The following is a 16,484-nucleotide window of genomic DNA, read 5'->3' on the forward strand; positions in this document are numbered from 1 at the left end:
GGGAATTTAGAACATCACCCACGCCACCAGCGGCGCAATCAGTACCATCACCACGCCTGAGAGCATCATCACCAGGCTCGCCACGACGCCCTCCTGCTGACCCAGCTCATAGGAACGTGCCGTGCCCGCACCGTGCGACGCCGCGCCAAAGCCCGCGCCTTTCGCCATCCCTTCCCGAATAGACAGCCGCAGAAACAGCATATCGCCCACCGCCATGCCGAAGACGCCGGTGACAACAACAAACAGCGCCACCAGATCCGGCTGTCCGCCAAGCGGTTTGGCCGCGGCCAGCGCAAATGGTGTCGTCACCGAACGTACCGCCAGGCTGCGCTGAATTTCATCGGGCAGCGTAAACAGCCGCGCCAGCCAGACCGAGCTACAGACCGCCACCACCGTGGCGGTGATCACGCCTGCACTGAGTGACATCCAGTGGCGTTTGATAATCGCCAGGTTGTCATACACCGGGACGGCAAAGGCGATAGTCGCCGGCCCCAGCAGCCACAGTAGCCAGTGGGATTCGCCAATGTAGTTCTGCCAGGAGATATGACCGAAGACCAGCATCAACACCAGCAGGATCGGCGTGAAAACCAGCGGCATCAGCGGCAGGGCGTGAAAACGGCGATACAGCCGCTTGTTAGCAAAGTAGATCACCAGCGTCGCAATCAGGCACAAGACGCTTATCTGAAAGTTAGTCATGTTTGTGCCTGCTGATTTCAAAGCGATACACTTTATCCACCACCCAGGCGGTCGCCCCCAGCACCATCAGCGTACTCAGCGCGATGACCGCAAAGATGCGCCAGCCATCCACCATCAGCAGTTGCGCATAGTTCACCACCGCCACCACGGCAGGGACAAAGAACAGCAGCATCTCCGCCAGCAGCCAGCGCGCGCCGGCCCGTACCCAATTGAGGGGAATGACGCGACAAAGGATGAGCGTAAGCATCAGCATCATCCCCACCAGGTTGGCTGGCAACGGCAGATGCAACCAGCCGACAAGATATTCGGCAAAAACAAACAGTCCCGCGTAGAGCAGTACCTGAACCGGTACCTGGAGTCGTTGCACAACGGCAGGCGTAACACGGCTTAACGCCACGGCCATGGGGGTTTCCTCAAAAATGAGACGAGGCGCCAGTATAGTGAGCGCACGGTATGGACAGAAATGAATTAAAATCATCAAAGGTATAGTTTCGAGGAATAATCATGGACATAAGAACGCTGCGCTATTTTGTCGAAGTGGTTCGTCAGCAAAGTTTTACCCGCGCAGCGGAGAAGTTGTTTGTTACCCAGCCCACCATCAGCAAGATGCTGAAAAACCTCGAAGATGAACTGAACTGCACTTTGCTGATCCGCGACGGGCGCAAGCTGTTACTGACCGATACCGGGCGCGTCGTCTTTGAGCGTGGGCTGGCAATCCTGGCGGAGTTCCGCCAGCTGGAAGCGGAGCTGGACGATATCAATCATCTGACGAAAGGTGTGCTTCGTCTCGGCATTCCGCCGATGGTAGGGATGATGATGGCCGGGCCGATTAGCCTTTTTCGTCAGCGCTATCCCGGCGTAGAGCTAAAGATTTCAGAGTTTGGCGGGTTAACCGTCCAGCAGGCGGTTATCAACGGCGAGCTGGACGTGGCGATGACCGCCCTCCCCGTTGAGGAAGAGAGTGGCCTGGCGACACTGCCACTCTTCAGCCATCCACTGTGCGTACTGGTTCCCCGCTCCGGCGACTGGCTGAAGAGAGACTCGGTGAAACCCGAGCTTCTCGGCGAACATCCGCTGCTGATTTACAACGAAGACTTTGCGCTCAGCCGCCAGTTGATGACGTTATTTAATCAACACAACGTGAAGCCGCGCATTGCGGTTCGCAGCGGTCAGTGGGATTTCCTGGCCGCGATGGTGCAGGCAGGCGTGGGGATTGCCATCCTGCCACAACCGATTTGCGAGCGTCTGGATAAAAATACGCTGCGCTGGATCCCGCTGGAGAGCAACCTGCACTGGCAGCTGGGGATGATCTGGCGCGAAGGGGTGTATTTGTCGCACAGCGCCCAGGCGTGGCTGGAGTGCTGTGAGGGGTTTTGGATCCCCTCACCCTAACCCTCTCCCACAGGGAGAGGGAACCGATCGAGCACGTAGGCCCGGTAAGCGTAGCGCCACCGGGCAAAAGCGCGTTACTGATTCTCTATCAACAGCGCTTCCAGCAGATCCAGATCGTGCAGCAGCTTTTGCAGCGTTTCGTTACTGATCTGGCGCGTGGCGCGCAGATGGTACAATTCAGCACGCTCTGAACGCAGCGCCGCCAGACGGAACCGGCGTTCGAGGTTCTCCTCCTGCAGCGAACTTTCCACATCGTTACGCCCATCGGCACGGCGACGCAGGTTACCAATCACGCGGGAACTGACTTCCGTCAGCAGCTGATTGTCGATGTTCTCTTCCGCATCGGCGGCCAGACGTTCTTCCATTTTCTGGATTGCCACAATCGCCACTTCGGCAGTCGCCGCACGGGCAATGCGCTCTTCCTTGTGCTGCTGGGTCGAGTCACCGGCGTCAATGTGCTGCAGTAAAATAGGCAACATCACCACGCCAACAAACAGCGAGAACAGAATCACACCTGCCGCCAGGAACACCAGCTCATAGCGCGCCGGGAAGACATCGCCCGTCGGTAGCAACAATGGAATAGAGAGCACACCGGCGAGGGTAATCGCCCCGCGTACCCCTGCGAAGGAGGCAATCAGCAGTTCACGCGTGGTCCACGAGCCGAACTCCATCGGTTTTTTCGTCAGGAAACGCACGCTGAACTTTTTCATCGTCCACAGCCAACCGAAACGCACCAGCATCAACGCCAGGTAGATCAGCACGATATCGGTAAACAGCATCCAGACTTCAACGTTCGGATCGGCCTCGGCCGCCACCAGCGAGGACTCCATAATGCCTGGCAATTGCAGGCCCAGGAGCAGGAACACCATGCCGTTAAAGACAAATTCCAGCATTGCCCAGGTGCTGTTCGCACGCAGACGCATAGCCAACGGTGCGCGACGCATTACGCCGGAACGGGTGATGGTCATGCCTGCCGCCACCGCCGCCAGAATGCCTGACACACCGATATGTTCCGCAATCAAGTAAGAGGCAAACGGCAACAGGAACAGCAGCACGATTTGCGTTGCGGGCTCATCGCCGCCCCAACGGCTGAGGAATCGCAGCGAACGTCCGTACAGCCAGCTCACCACGAAGCCTGCGAGAATACCGCCAATCGCCACCTTGAAGAATTCCAGCGTCGCACCGCCGACGGTAAAGACCATCGTGCCCATCGCAACCGCCACCGCAAACTTCAGGGCGACCAGGCCGGAGGCGTCATTCATCAGCGCCTCACCCTGTAGAATGCCCATAATTTTCTTCGGAATTCGGCCCTCACCCACAATGCCAGAAAGTGCCACAGCATCGGTTGGTGACAGGACGGCGGCCAGCGCAAAAGCGGGAATTAACGGGATACCCGGCACCGCCCAGTAAATCAGAAAACCAATCCCAACCACGGTGACCACCACCAGCGCCAGCGCCAGACCGAAAATCTCTCGCCCGTGCTCAAGGAATTCGCGCGTGGGGGTTTTCCACCCATCTGCAAACAGCAGTGGTGGGATAAACAGCACGAGGAACAGTTCGGGATCGAACTCCACGTGCAGGCCAAACGTCGGCCACGCCAGCAGCGCGCCGATGGCAATTTGCATTAATGGAAGAGGGACCTGAAAGGGCAGTACGCGTGTAACTACCCCAGATAGCGAGACCACAAGGGTCATGATAAGTATTGTGAAGAAGATTTCCATGCGTTCCCTGTTTGCTGTGTTGCTTATGTACTCCGGAAGGCGTCGTGCCTTTTATTCTATCTTCCCCAGAGTAACGCAAAAGGCAACAGGATGAGTCCTGAAAATAAAAACGGGCGGCCTGAGCCACCCGTTTTCGCATCATAGGACAACTTAGATTGCCCAACCACCCGCGTAGAACGCCACCAGCGCAACGGCGATCACCACCGTGCCGATGTTCAGTTTGCGCCACTCGCCAGAGACCAGACGACCAATCACCAGCGATGCAAAACCGATCATAATGCCGGTCACGATGTTACAGGTCAGTACGATAAATACCGCGGTGATGAGGCCGGACATCGCATCCACAAAGTCAGCAAAGTCGATTTTTGCCACGTTGCTCAGCATCAGCAGACCAACGTACATCAGCGCTGGTGCGGTCGCATACGCCGGAACCAGATAGGAGAGCGGAGACAGGAACAGGATCAGCAGGAACAGCACGCCGACGGTGATCGCCGTCAGGCCGGTTTTACCGCCTGCCGCCGTACCCGCTGCGGACTCGATGTATACTGCAGCCGGCGCTGCACCCACCAGACCAGAGAAGACGCTGCTCAGGGAGTCCGTGGTCAGCGCTTTGCCGCCATCAATAATCTGACCGTCTTTATCCAGCAGGTTCGCTTGTCCCGCTACCGCGCGGATAGTACCGGTTGCATCAAACACGGCAGTCATCACCAGCGCCAGCACGCTTGGCAGGATCACCGGGTTCAGCGCGCCGACGATATCCAGGCTACCAATCAGGGAGTTGCCTTTGTCATCGCTCAGCGACGGCATGGCGAAAATCCCGGAGAAGTGGACGTTAGGATCGAAAATCAGGCCGACAATAGAAACCCCGATAATGGTCAGCAGAATACCGCCCGGGACTTTCAGTTTTTCCAGACCGATAATCACCGCCAGGCCAATCAAAGACATAATCACCGGGAAGCTCGCGAAGTGACCGAGCGCAACCGGCAGACCGTCCAGCGGGTTCTTGATGACCAGACCGACGCCGTTGGCGGCAATCAGCAGCAGGAACAGGCCGATACCGATACCCGTACCGTGCGCTACGCCGTGCGGCAGGTTGCGCAAAATCCAGCTACGGATGCCGGTCGCTGAAATAACGGTAAACAGCACACCCATCAGGAACACGGCACCCAACGCAACCGGTACGCTGATGTGTTGACCCAGCACCAGACTGAATGCGGTAAACGCCGTTAGAGAGATGGCGCAACCAATTGCCAGCGGCAGGTTCGCCCACAGCCCCATCACGATGGAGCCCACACCGGCCACAAGGCAGGTAGCAACAAAGACAGCCGCAGGCGGGAAGCCCGCTTTGCCCAGCATGCCCGGCACAACAATGACGGAGTAAACCATCGCCAGGAACGTTGTCAGACCGGCAACAACTTCCTGGCGCACGGTGCTGCCGCGAGCCGAAATTTTAAACATGGCGTCAAGTGAACCGCCAGTACGCGCAGATGGCGTAGACATAGAAAACATCCCCTGAGAGTTTTTTAGAAAGTCCGTAAGCGTGGTGGAGACGCCACTGCCAGCTAAACGTCAAATCCTTGAGTTGCGTTGGTGACGAAAGGGCGTCACATAAAAAGCAAACGTTTAGCTCCGCGCTTACAAACGGGTGGTCAAATTAAGGCAAACGATTATCTAGCCTAATCACCGCCCTTTTCAACTGAACTTTGTCGTTTTTCGCTAAAATTCACTTATGACGCTGAAGAAATAAACAGAGGATGCGCAAACGTTATCGTTTATGCGCAATTTGTTTACATTTCAATCGCCCCCCGGGATAGATAATGGCCCACCTTGTTCCAGCGTTCTTTTCCACCCGGGGCTGTTCTCAACCTTTTTCTTCCATGCCTGAATATGCGGCAGATTATTGATGCCACCACGCGCCAGCAGGGCAAAAATTGGGAAACTCATCTGGATGTCGGCCATGCTGAGCGAATCCCCGGCAAACCAGCTGTTTTCCGCAAGATGTGAGTCAATGAAACGTGCATGGGTTTCCAGCTGACGGTTGAGATAGGCTTTTTGCACTCCCTGTCCCAGCGCTTTGCCCAGCGTTCGGATACCAAACGGTACAGGGGGTTTACCGAGGCTGTTAAACACCAGCCTCATGAGTAACAGCGGCATCAGCGACCCTTCGGCATAATGCAGCCAGAAGCGGTATTGCACCTTATGAGCGGGATCCAAGGGTTTCAACCGAGAGCCGGGATCGTACGTTTCCTGCAAATACTCCAGAATGGCGCCTGACTCCGCCAGAATCAGGCCATTATCTTCGACGACCGGCGATTTGCCCAACGGGTGCACTTTTTTGAGGGACTCAGGAGCCAGCATGTTCTTTTCGCGCTGGTAGTGAATGATCTCATAAGGCAGGGCGAGTTCTTCCAGCGCCCAGATCACACGATGTGAGCGCGACTGGTTAAGGTGATGTACCGTAAGCATGGTTGTCTCCTGTTATTCATACTTTTTAACTATAGAAAATCGAACAACACCGCGAAAAAAATTCGGCTAAAAAACAACCGACGTGGCTGGCGAAATGACGGGGCTTGCATAGAATTAAAGTGTCAGCACAATCCGGAACCTCCCCAACCAGCTCGACATGAGGGGTGCTGATGTCGGGGGAAACCCTCCCGTGAACCAGCGGGATAGAGAGAAAGACAAAGACCGGGAAAAACTAAAGCGCCCTTATGTGGCGCTTTAGTTCTTTATTAATCCTCTTCCAGCAACCGCGCCCCCGTTCCCTGTTCACCCAGCCTGTCGCCCGGGTTACGCAACGGACAATCGCTCCGGGACAAACAGCCGCAACCAATGCAGCCATCCAGCTCGTCACGCAGCGCGACCAGCGTATGGATACGCCTGTCCAGCTCTTCACGCCACTGGGACGAAAGCTCCTTCCACTCTTTCGGGCTCAGCGTGTGACCTTCCGGCAGCACGCCAAATGCCTCGCCAATAGTGGCCAGGGGAATTCCGATTCTCTGCGCAATTTTGATAATCGCCACATAGCGAAGCACATCGCGGGTATAGCGGCGCTGGTTTCCACCGTTACGGATACTCTTGATTAACCCTTTGCTTTCATAGAAGTGGAGCGCGGATACTGCAACGCCGCTTCGCTTTGCCACTTCACCTGGAGTTAACAGCGCTTTAATTCGCGGCAATCTCTTTTCCATAAAACCTCTTTACCTCAAGTTAACTTGAGGAATTATACTCCCCCGCAGAGAAAACGACGAATCAACCAGGAAAGTTGTATCTACAGAGGGGCACCGTATGTCACATCAGCAGATTATTCAGACACTTATTGAATGGATTGATGAACATATCGACCAACCGTTGAACATTGATGTGGTCGCTAAAAAGTCGGGCTATTCGAAATGGTATTTACAGAGGATGTTCCGGACGGTTATGCATCAGACGTTGGGTGAGTACATTCGTCAGCGCAGACTGCTGCTGGCAGCCCAGGCGCTACGCTCAACGCAGCGGCCCATTTTTGATATCGCGATGGATCTTGGTTATGTGTCGCAACAAACCTTTTCCCGCGTGTTCCGTCGCGAATTTGACCGCACGCCGAGCGATTATCGCCACCAGTTGAATTAATCACTATCAATGCAAAGGTTGCTGCTGCCAGGTCATAAACTCCTGGGGCGGCATCGCTTTCGCGAAGTGCCATCCCTGACAGAACTGAACACCGCGCTTCAACAACCAACCGACCTGCTCTGCCGTCTCTACGCCTTCCGCAATGGTTTTAAGCCGCAGGCTTTGTGCCATCTCAATAATATGCTCGGCGATCAAGTGACTGGTGCTGTTGGTCGTCAAGGTGTCGATAAAGGATTTGTCGATTTTGAGGATATCAACGTTCAGCGAATAGAGGTTATGCAGGTTAGAGTAACCCGTCCCGAAATCATCAATTGCGACTTCATAACCTGCCTGACGGAAAGCCTGAATCACCGGTGTGGTTTTTGGCACATCAATAAACCCGCGTTCCGTCACCTCAATCTTGATTTGCTGGGCACGCACGTCATAGTGGCGGGCCTTGTCAGAAATCATGGCGATCAGCCGCGAGGAGTGGAAATCTGTGGCCGACAGGTTAATCGAGATATAGAGGTGCGGATGTGCGGCCAGGAAATGGCCCAGATCGCTGAACACCTCCTCAACAACATAATCCGTTATCCGCTCGCTCATTCCCTCTTTTTCAGCCAGCGGAATAAACTCTGCCGGGCTCATCACCTGTCCGTTAAAACCAGGCCAGCGTAACAACGCCTCAGCCCCCACACACTGATTGTTCTTGATATCAATGATCGGCTGATAGTGCAGGCAAAGCTGGCGTTTGTTCAGCGCCCGTTGCAGCAAGCGCCCAGGGGAATTGAGTTCACGATGGGTACGCGACCATACCAGCAAAATAATAATGCTGCAGATCATCCCCAGTGGCAGCGTCAATGTCGCCTGATGATAAAGCGTTTCATAAAAGCGTTTATTCGATGTTGACACAATAGCCGCAATCGGTCTTTTTGGCGATTTTACGACGGTATAAAAACGGTTATCTTTTTGAAATACCGATTCCTTATCCCGAATCATCGAATTTAATAAAGAAACATTGGCTTTTTGGCTAACGGAAAAGAATGCATTGGTTATCGTGTCGTACACTCCCCATGAAAGGGAATGATCGTTTGACATCACTTCGCTGTACGAAAGCGGATTGACCACCACCACATAATTCCCACGCTGCATATATGTCATTTTATAGCCAGTATAAAATGGGGTATCGCGATAATAATAGATAGCGACATCCGGTTTACGCGTGTAATTGGCGACGGAAATTGAGTAGGGGTGTTCCGGTGTAAAAACGGTCGAACAAAGAAAATTCTGACCTTCGGCATAAATTAAATCGGCGACAAACAGACGGCCACGAACAACGTTCAGCATATATTGACGATGTCCCGGCGTACAAAGTTCGCCCTGGTATTTTACCGCCTCGTCCCGGGCCAGTTCAACCTGTTGAATAACCAGTTCTGTTTTGTCTAAAGCCAGTTCTGCAAAGGTACGTAGCTGAGCACTTGTTTCCGATACGGCTCTTAGCTGGGCAAACCATAGCGCAAGCATCACCGGTAGCATAACTACCATGATGATCCCTACCACCCTGAGCATCTTGCGCCGCGCGCTACGATTCATTTCCCGCCCTATATCCCTGCATGTTGTACGCCTGTAGTAATGAAGGCCGGATGCTTTGCTAAACAGGTGATTACGTTGCATGAATCATGCGAAGTTAGCAACTGACTTTTAGTATTAAAAATCTTAAATTTCGTTATGACGATAATATTTTCCCGTAAGCTAAACTGTAAGTATTCGTTCCGTTTCAATTAAGGAAAATATTTACCCATCCCGTAAGGGATGGTGCGAAGATAACACAACAGAGGATCGTTGATTAAGCCAAACTTTGGACAGCATGAAAAAAGCACAACTTCTTAATGAAATTTCATGCTATTTTTTCGGGTGTATTTTGTTCGCTGATTTATAAATAGCCAGCTGCCACTACCGTTTTTCCCCGTCCCGTACGCTTGGCGTCATATAATGCTTTATCCGCTCGTGTCAGCAATGCCGATGTATCGAACTGATCCCCGCACACCTCCACGACTCCTGCACTAAACGACAGCTCCAGTTTTTTCTCTCCAACCCTCAGCGGTTTGGTTTTCAGCGTGGTATGCAGCCTGGCGGACAGTTGCGCCGCGTCATGACAATGAGTTTGCGCCAGCAGAAGCAAAAACTCCTCCCCTCCCACGCGCCCTAATGCAGAATCTGAAGGGGCTAACTCACGGATACAATCACAAAAGTGAAGAAGCGCCGCATCGCCCACCTGGTGTCCCCACTCATCATTGATTTGTTTGAAAAAATCCAGGTCAAACATCAGAACAGAAAAATGGCTGTTAGGCTCCCGCCTGGCATTTGCGGATTGCGCGAGTTCCAGCTGCTGCAAAATCGCCGAACGGTTAAAACAGCCGGTGAGATCGTCAATAGTGGCTTTCACTTCCAGCTGCTGTTCTGCTTTCTTCCGCTCGGTAATGTCGAGCCCAATATTCAGGATAGAGTTGTCTGGCAACAGAATGTTTGACCACAATACGGTCAACTTCGTACCGTCTTTACGTAGCGGATGCCACTCATACATGTCCTTGAGTGGAGAGACATTTACCGACTCTCTTACCCGACGCCGCTCTTCAGGGTCTGGATAAAACAGCGAGAGTGGATCGGCATGAGCCCCGATCTCCGCCATCGTCCAGCCAAATACTTTTTCGCACTCGGCATTCCACAATACGCAGCGGTTAAATTTGTCGAAAGAGTTCATTAAAACCGGCGCCCGTTCAAACAGAGTCTTATATTGTGTCACGACACGCTGCATTTCCTGTGCAGTTTTCTCGCGGGCAATAATTTCCTCAAAATAGTCTTTTAATTTTTCGACCAGCACCACGACGATATTTTTCAGGATCGGCAGAGAATACAATTTCTCATCGAATGCTAAAAAAAAATATCCCCTGCAATGCCAGTCATGGGTTGAAAGTTTGCATAACACCCCGCTTTGCAATTGCGTATAGCCTGGGTGCTGCGGAGGAAATAAGGCGCGGCCAATATTCTCTTTCCAGTAGATCACCCGCCATGACCGGTGATGCCGCTGGAGCAGGGTACCTGCCAGAAAATCAGCGGCTTCAAAAGAGTGGCAGGCCACCTCACCCGCGCAGACGACACGGTGCAGCCCGTCATTATCATTAACGCTTACCCAGGCCAGGCTCGCCCCCAGCGAGCGATTGATCGTCTCCAGCATTTCTGCCAGTGAACACTGAGTGTGAAGCTGGGGCATCAACTTAGCCAGCGCATGCAAAGCCTGCATGCTGTCATTAACAATCTCACATCGTTTTTTTTTCATCTTTTTGCCGATTATCACGCGATAAACCGGACGCAACTGTCTTCAGGTTCAAAAACCGGTCAGCCAGAGCTGGAGGCTGAAAATCAGCACAACGAAATGAAACGACTGTTGTGTGTAATTAAAAACGGACAAAGAAATAAAAATAATAATAAAATTCAAAAACCTGAAAGGTTAGCTGCGAGTAAATTAATATGTCCACTCAAGCATAATCTATAGGTTTATTGCTGTAAACGTTGTACAACAGGCGCCGTCTTGCAGAGGTTTTGCTATCTCGATGAATTCATTATGAAGAGTAGGGGAAAAGGGTTTCTTAGCCAGCAAAGATATATTTTCTATCTGATACCTATCCATTTCATACAGCTATGAATCCTTCCATTTTCATCATCCTGACACTGGCGAATAAATCATCAAATGTGATATAGTTCACATATCTTATGTAATTAAAAACACTGTTTCATTCAGTGAGTCTGTTTTGTAGAGGATGGGTTTTATGGCAACCATTACTACCAGCATGGTTCTCTTACGCTGGCCGTTGTTGAGTGCGGTATTGATGTTTTTAGCCAGTACGCTGAACATTCAGTTTCGTAAGTCTGATTACGCTGGCCTTGCTATCATCAGCACCCTGCTTGGGCTGGGTGCTGCCTGCTGGTTTGCAACGGGCCTGCTTGGCATCACCCTGCTGGATATCGCTGCCGTCTGGGAAAATATTAAAGTGGTGATGGTTGAAGCGATGAGCCACACGCCACCAGACTGGCCGATGGTGATTACCTGATCCCTTACGGAATAAAAAACCCAGACTATTGTCTGGGTTTTTTGTTGGGATATCAGAGGATCAGAACGGAATATCGTCGTCGAAATCCATTGGTGGCTCGTTAGACGGCGCAGGAGCAGACTGCTGCTGCGGGCGAGACTGTGCGCCACCGCTAAACTGGTTGCCACCCTGCGGCTGCTGAGGCTGACCCCAACCGCCCTGCTGCTGGCCGCCACCTGCTGGTGCGCCACCGCCCTGACGGCCACCCAGCATCTGCATGGTGCCGCCAACGTTTACCACCACTTCAGTAGTGTATTTCTCAGCGCCGGACTGATCGGTCCATTTGCGGGTACGCAGCTGGCCTTCGATATAAACCTGAGAACCTTTACGCAGATACTCACCGGCCACTTCTGCCAGTTTGCCAAACAGCACAACACGGTGCCATTCAGTCTGCTCTTTCATCTCACCGGTCGCTTTATCACGCCAGGATTCGGAAGTAGCCAGCGTAATGTTGGCAACTGCGCCACCACTCGGCATGTAGCGTACTTCCGGGTCCTGGCCCAGATTACCGACGAGAATCACCTTGTTTACGCCTCTGCTGGCCATGTTCGTGTCTCCTGAATACGTTTCTTAATAGTGTAAACGCGCGAGTGTACCATTTCCAGACGCCACTTTGATAGTTGCGTAGCATCTTCCAGAGTTCGCACGCGAACTGAGTATTGTTACACAGCGAACCAGAAAATGCATTCCAATACTGTATATTCAAACAGGTTAAATTGTGTCATAATTAGCCGTTTCTGACAGCCGTTTGTCCTTCAAACAAACCAGGCAATCCGTGTTCCAACCGGGAAAGGTGAATGGATAAGATCGAAGTTCGGGGCGCCCGCACCCACAATCTCAAGAATATCAACCTCATAATCCCTCGCGACAAGCTGATTGTCGTGACCGGGCTTTCGGGGTCTGGCAAATCCTCACTGGCTTTCGACACTTTATATGCCGAAGGACAGCGTCGTTACGTTGAATCACTCTCTGCGTACGCGCGTCAGTTCCTGTCGTTGATGGAAAAACCGGATGTCGACCACATTGAAGGGTTGTCTCCTGCTATCTCTATTGAGCAGAAGTCCACCTCGCACAACCCGCGTTCAACGGTCGGTACCATTACCGAAATTCACGATTACCTGCGTCTGCTGTATGCCCGTGTGGGTGAGCCGCGCTGCCCGGACCACGACGTCCCGCTGGCGGCCCAGACCGTGAGCCAGATGGTGGATAACGTGCTGTCGCAGCCGGAAGGCAAACGCCTGATGCTGCTGGCACCCATCATTAAAGAGCGTAAAGGCGAACACACCAAAACGCTGGAAAACCTCGCAAGCCAGGGTTATATCCGCGCCCGTATCGACGGCGAAGTGTGTGACCTGTCAGATCCACCCAAGCTGGAGCTGCAGAAAAAGCACACCATCGAAGTGGTGATTGACCGCTTCAAAGTGCGTGACGATCTCGCGACACGTCTGGCGGAATCCTTTGAAACGGCGCTGGAACTCTCCGGCGGCACGGCCGTGGTCTCCGACATGGACGATCCGAAAGCAGAAGAGCTGCTCTTCTCCGCCAACTTTGCCTGCCCGATTTGCGGCTACAGCATGCGCGAGCTGGAACCGCGCCTGTTCTCCTTCAACAACCCGGCGGGCGCGTGCCCGACGTGTGACGGCCTGGGCGTTCAGCAGTATTTCGACCCGGATCGTGTGATCCAGAACCCGGAACTCTCCCTGGCAGGCGGGGCCATTCGCGGCTGGGACAAGCGTAACTTCTACTACTTCCAGATGCTGAAATCGCTGGCAGAGCACTATAAGTTCGATGTTGAAGCCCCGTGGGCCAGCCTGAGCCCGAGTGTGCACAAAGTGATCCTGTTCGGTTCCGGCAAAGAGAACATCGAGTTCAAGTACATGAACGATCGCGGTGATACCTCTGTGCGTCGCCACCCGTTTGAAGGTGTGCTGCACAACATGGAGCGCCGCTACAAAGAGACCGAATCCAGCGCGGTACGCGAAGAACTGGCGAAATTCATCAGCAACCGCTCGTGCGCCACCTGTGACGGCACGCGTCTGCGTCGCGAAGCGCGCCACGTCTTTGTCGAAAATACGGCGCTGCCGACCATCTCAGACATGAGCATCGGCCACGCGATGGACTTCTTCAACAACCTGAAGCTCTCCGGCCAGCGCGCGAAAATCGCCGAGAAAGTGCTGAAAGAGATCGGCGATCGTTTGAAATTCCTGGTGAACGTCGGCCTGAACTACCTGACGCTTTCACGCTCCGCTGAAACGCTCTCCGGCGGTGAAGCCCAGCGTATCCGTCTTGCCAGCCAGATCGGCGCAGGTTTAGTCGGCGTGATGTACGTCCTGGATGAGCCGTCTATCGGCCTGCACCAGCGTGATAACGAACGTCTGCTCGGCACGCTGATCCACCTGCGTAACCTCGGTAACACGGTAATTGTGGTTGAGCACGACGAAGACGCGATCCGCGCCGCTGACCACGTTATCGACATTGGCCCGGGCGCAGGCGTGCATGGCGGCCAGGTGGTCGCGGAAGGGACGCTGAAAGATATCATGGCGGTACCTGAATCGTTGACCGGCCAGTACATGAGCGGCAAGCGCAAGATCGACGTGCCGAAACAGCGCGTGGCAGCAAACCCGGAAAAAGTCCTGAAGCTGACCGGTGCACGCGGCAACAACCTGAAAGACGTCACCCTGACGCTGCCTGTCGGGCTGTTTACCTGTATTACTGGCGTGTCCGGTTCCGGCAAATCAACGCTTATCAACGATACGCTATTCCCGATTGCACAGACGGCACTGAACGGCGCAACGCTTGCCGAGCCAGCACCGTACCGCGATATTCAGGGCCTGGAGCATTTCGACAAGGTTATCGACATCGACCAGAGCCCGATTGGCCGTACCCCACGTTCTAACCCGGCGACCTATACTGGCGTCTTTACGCCTGTACGTGAACTCTTTGCTGGCGTACCAGAATCTCGTTCACGCGGCTATACACCAGGACGTTTCAGCTTCAACGTGCGTGGTGGGCGCTGTGAAGCGTGCCAGGGCGACGGAGTGATCAAAGTTGAGATGCACTTCCTGCCGGATATCTACGTGCCGTGCGACCAGTGCAAAGGCAAACGCTATAACCGCGAAACGCTGGAAATTAAGTACAAAGGCAAGACTATCCATGAAGTGCTGGATATGACCATTGAAGAAGCACGCGAGTTCTTCGATGCCGTCCCGGCGCTGGCGCGTAAGCTGCAAACGTTAATGGATGTGGGGCTGACCTATATCCGTCTCGGACAGTCAGCAACGACGCTCTCGGGTGGTGAAGCGCAGCGCGTGAAGCTGGCGCGTGAGCTGTCGAAACGCGGCACCGGTCAGACGCTCTACATTCTGGATGAGCCAACCACCGGCCTGCACTTTGCCGATATCCAGCAGTTGCTGGACGTTCTGCATCAGCTCAGAGACCAGGGCAACACCATTGTGGTCATTGAACACAACCTGGACGTGATTAAAACCGCGGACTGGATTGTCGATCTTGGCCCGGAAGGCGGTAGCGGTGGCGGTGAAATCCTCGTCTCCGGTACGCCAGAGACCGTTGCAGAGTGCGAAGCCTCGCACACCGCACGCTTCCTTAAACCGTTGCTGTAATTGTCACACGGAAAGCTGCTGTCGGGTCGTTTCCGGCAGCAGTTCAACCGCCTGCTTGTACGATGCATCCACCAGATAGTAAATTTGCGAGCCCGGCAGAGAACCGTCGAGGTAGACAGTGCTCCAGTGAGCCTTGTTGAGATGCTGGCTCGGTCGGACGTCATGGTGCTGCTGGCGTAATAAATCAGCCAGTTCCGGGCTGGTTTTCAGTGCAGCCGCCGGACGGCCTTCAACCTCTTTCACCATCGCAAACAGCACGTCACCCACTTTGATCTGCGTGGCTTTCCAGTCGCTGTGGACGCTTTGTTCCGCGCCGGGCTTACTCATGCAGTACTGGAGTATCTCCGAAATTGTCATCTTAGCTCCCCTCTAAATGGGTTGGACACGGCCTGAGTTCCTGCCTCTTTAAGTGTGCAGCAAGACGACAAAAGGTAAACCCGGCAGGCGTGATTTGTACAAAAAACCAGCATACCTCAGTATTCAGAATTAACAATCACCTCTTCACCAAATTTCCCGGCCATCGGCAGTGGTCGATAGGTCGAATTAGAGGCGCGTAACACCCTGATCCCTCTTGCCCCTACATCATGCGCAGCGGTGATATCGTTATCAGAATCGCCATAAAACACTTTGATATTTTTCTGCTCCAGCCACTGCGTTTTGCTGTTCTGACCGGGTTTATCTCCCGCAAAAATGACCGGATTCATGTTAGCGGCAGGGATCAGAAAATCATCCTGCAAGGTTTTAGATACTGTTTCGGTTTTGGTCTGGCTGCGTCCGGTAACAAAGTAAATGCTGTCGCCGCGCTTAACATGCATGGCAATAAGCGATCGGGCGACCTCTTTCGGGATACTGAACTCATCCCAGCCGTTGTTCATTTTTTCCCAGAACTCCGGGTTTTTCAGATAGTCTTCGCTGTCCGGTGAATATGTTTTCTTACCGCGCCAGAAACCAGGGCTTGAGAACAGGACGGTATCGTCAATATCGAAGCCCACGGCCATTGGCGGACGCCCCATCAGACTATTTTCGATTTGTGCCACAGAGACCCAGTGAACAGGCGCCTGCTCGGCAAGGATGGCGGCGGTGGTTCCGGTGTAAAGCGGCGTCGGTGCGGAAGCTCGCGCAACGACTGCGCTATTAAGCGAGAACAATAAGCAGGCGGCGCTGAGCGCCAGTGTGATCTTGCGCATGTTTTCCCCTGAATATTCAGTTTGTTATCGTTTTATTTTGAGCGAATGGTCAAAAAACTATCCGACCATAACCCCAGCGGGAAGCGAAGGAAAGGAGTTTTTGCTTATGGATCAGCGAAAAAGAAG

General features: G+C 53.4%; 15 protein-coding genes. 4 read left to right on the forward strand and 11 right to left on the reverse strand.

All coding sequences use genetic code 11. The annotated features are described in order from the left end of the window. Positions 1-6: 6 nt before the first annotated feature. Together JGF26_RS19980 and JGF26_RS19985 are read right to left on the reverse strand one after the other, a co-directional pair. Complete coding sequence (locus tag JGF26_RS19980) at positions 7-696, reverse strand: LrgB family protein (RefSeq protein ID WP_014830302.1); 690 nt, start codon at positions 694-696, stop codon at positions 7-9. Next, positions 689-1,099, reverse strand: coding sequence for a CidA/LrgA family protein (locus tag JGF26_RS19985; RefSeq protein ID WP_049007728.1), 411 nt, complete (start codon positions 1,097-1,099; stop codon positions 689-691). The genes JGF26_RS19980 and JGF26_RS19985 overlap by 8 nt, the downstream gene beginning before the upstream one ends. Before the next feature lie 101 nt (positions 1,100-1,200). On the opposite strand from JGF26_RS19985, the gene JGF26_RS19990 reads away from it, so the two are divergent. Further along, positions 1,201-2,088 (forward strand): LysR family transcriptional regulator, encoded by an 888-nt coding sequence (locus tag JGF26_RS19990; protein ID WP_028017921.1) that lies wholly within the window; start codon positions 1,201-1,203, stop codon positions 2,086-2,088. 74 nt (positions 2,089-2,162) lie between these two features. Here the strand turns inward: JGF26_RS19990 and JGF26_RS19995 are convergent, their stop codons facing one another. The 4 genes from JGF26_RS19995 to soxR all read right to left on the reverse strand — a co-directional run bounded on the left by JGF26_RS19995 (position 2,163) and on the right by soxR (position 7,000). Further along, positions 2,163-3,809 carry a Na+/H+ antiporter gene (locus tag JGF26_RS19995; RefSeq protein ID WP_028017922.1) on the reverse strand — a complete coding sequence of 549 codons (1,647 nt, stop codon included), beginning with the start codon at positions 3,807-3,809 and terminating at the stop codon, positions 2,163-2,165. 150 nt (positions 3,810-3,959) lie between these two features. Next, positions 3,960-5,309, reverse strand: coding sequence for a guanine/hypoxanthine transporter GhxP (gene ghxP / locus JGF26_RS20000; protein ID WP_028017923.1), 1,350 nt, complete (start codon positions 5,307-5,309; stop codon positions 3,960-3,962). Positions 5,310-5,603: 294 nt separating this feature from the next. Beyond that, the gene (locus tag JGF26_RS20005) at positions 5,604-6,275 is read right to left on the reverse strand and encodes a glutathione S-transferase (protein WP_134708611.1); all 672 of its coding nucleotides are present in this window, start codon (positions 6,273-6,275) and stop codon (positions 5,604-5,606) included. 266 nt (positions 6,276-6,541) lie between these two features. Next, positions 6,542-7,000: a redox-sensitive transcriptional activator SoxR gene (gene soxR / locus JGF26_RS20010; RefSeq protein WP_023331806.1), complete on the reverse strand. Its 459-nt coding sequence runs from the start codon at positions 6,998-7,000 to the stop codon at positions 6,542-6,544. Positions 7,001-7,097: 97 nt separating this feature from the next. Between soxR and soxS the strand changes: the two genes are divergently transcribed. Next, on the forward strand, positions 7,098-7,424 hold the full coding sequence (gene soxS, locus JGF26_RS20015; protein ID WP_013095071.1) for a superoxide response transcriptional regulator SoxS: 327 nt from the start codon (positions 7,098-7,100) through the stop codon (positions 7,422-7,424). 6 nt (positions 7,425-7,430) lie between these two features. Here soxS and JGF26_RS20020 read toward each other — a convergent pair whose 3' ends face one another. Both JGF26_RS20020 and JGF26_RS20025 read right to left on the reverse strand, forming a co-directional pair. After that, complete coding sequence (locus JGF26_RS20020) at positions 7,431-8,996, reverse strand: EAL domain-containing protein (RefSeq protein WP_028017925.1); 1,566 nt, start codon at positions 8,994-8,996, stop codon at positions 7,431-7,433. A gap of 340 nt (positions 8,997-9,336) precedes the next feature. Next, positions 9,337-10,740, reverse strand: coding sequence for a sensor domain-containing diguanylate cyclase (locus JGF26_RS20025; protein ID WP_108089415.1), 1,404 nt, complete (start codon positions 10,738-10,740; stop codon positions 9,337-9,339). 490 nt (positions 10,741-11,230) lie between these two features. Here JGF26_RS20025 and JGF26_RS20030 point away from each other — a divergent pair, with 490 nt between their 5' ends. Next, positions 11,231-11,512: a YjcB family protein gene (locus JGF26_RS20030; RefSeq protein ID WP_028017927.1), complete on the forward strand. Its 282-nt coding sequence runs from the start codon at positions 11,231-11,233 to the stop codon at positions 11,510-11,512. A 60-nt stretch (positions 11,513-11,572) separates the two neighbouring features. Here the strand turns inward: JGF26_RS20030 and ssb1 are convergent, their stop codons facing one another. After that, the gene (gene ssb1 / locus JGF26_RS20035; protein ID WP_008503384.1) at positions 11,573-12,097 is read right to left on the reverse strand and encodes a single-stranded DNA-binding protein SSB1; all 525 of its coding nucleotides are present in this window, start codon (positions 12,095-12,097) and stop codon (positions 11,573-11,575) included. Between the two features lie 251 nt (positions 12,098-12,348). Here ssb1 and uvrA point away from each other — a divergent pair, with 251 nt between their 5' ends. Beyond that, entirely contained in the window at positions 12,349-15,171 is a 2,823-nt protein-coding gene (gene uvrA / locus JGF26_RS20040) for an excinuclease ABC subunit UvrA (RefSeq protein WP_028017928.1), read from the forward strand. A gap of 3 nt (positions 15,172-15,174) precedes the next feature. Here the strand turns inward: uvrA and JGF26_RS20045 are convergent, their stop codons facing one another. Further along, on the reverse strand, positions 15,175-15,528 hold the full coding sequence (locus JGF26_RS20045) for an MmcQ/YjbR family DNA-binding protein (protein WP_028017929.1): 354 nt from the start codon (positions 15,526-15,528) through the stop codon (positions 15,175-15,177). A gap of 116 nt (positions 15,529-15,644) precedes the next feature. Beyond that, positions 15,645-16,358 (reverse strand): acid phosphatase AphA, encoded by a 714-nt coding sequence (gene aphA / locus JGF26_RS20050; protein ID WP_028017930.1) that lies wholly within the window; start codon positions 16,356-16,358, stop codon positions 15,645-15,647. Positions 16,359-16,484 lie beyond the last annotated feature (126 nt).

Source organism: Enterobacter sp. E1, from assembly GCF_016809815.1.
In the GTDB taxonomy this organism is placed as follows: domain Bacteria; phylum Pseudomonadota; class Gammaproteobacteria; order Enterobacterales; family Enterobacteriaceae; genus Enterobacter; species Enterobacter adelaidei.